The organism is Vibrio sp. 03_296, from assembly GCF_002265885.1.
This window is the reverse complement of the sequence record NZ_NPKW01001085.1, coordinates 1-581: the sequence shown is the minus strand read 5'-3', so window position 1 is coordinate 581 and position 581 is coordinate 1. Positions and strand designations below refer to the sequence as shown.

At 47.0% G+C, this 581-nt stretch carries 1 pseudogene; it reads right to left on the bottom strand.

What is annotated here, in order from left to right:
* Positions 1–581, bottom strand: a pseudogene (locus tag CIK04_RS29970) (amidohydrolase family protein); the annotation flags it as partial.

Sequence of the window (581 nt, the reverse complement as noted above, 5' to 3'; positions counted from 1 at the left end):
CACGAATACCCGTTCAATACCTTGCGCTAACGAAATAGGATTTTCAAAAGTAGCGGTATCTTTCACTGTTCTCGGATTAAATAAAACCAAGTCAGCAAATGCACCTTGTTTGATCACTCCTCGTTCATTGAGGTTATAGCGTTGAGCGGACATTCCCGTCATTTTGTGAATTGCTTCTTGCAGGGAAAAAAGTTTTTCTTCTCGGCAATAGTGCCCAAGCACTTTCGGGAAAGTGCCCCACAAGCGCGGGTGTGGATGAGGATCGTTCGGCAATCCGTCCGAGCCCACCATGGTTTAAAGCGGTATTTAAACTCGCTTTAACATCGTTCGTCCATGCAGTGATACACCGCTCCAGCCGGTTGCAACGCTTTGGCTGCTTCCATGAGGGGTAACCCCATCTCCTTGGCGATCTGCTTCAGCATCTTACCGGCAAAGTGTGGCTGGCTTTTCGACCAAGTAATAAAAATATCGATCTCTTCTGTCACTTGGTTCAGATCTAAAGTGGAAGAGCTGGCTGAATAAGGGTAACAATCGCAAGAGACATCCTGATGTTGAGCGGCTTTTTCCATCAGATCCACCAC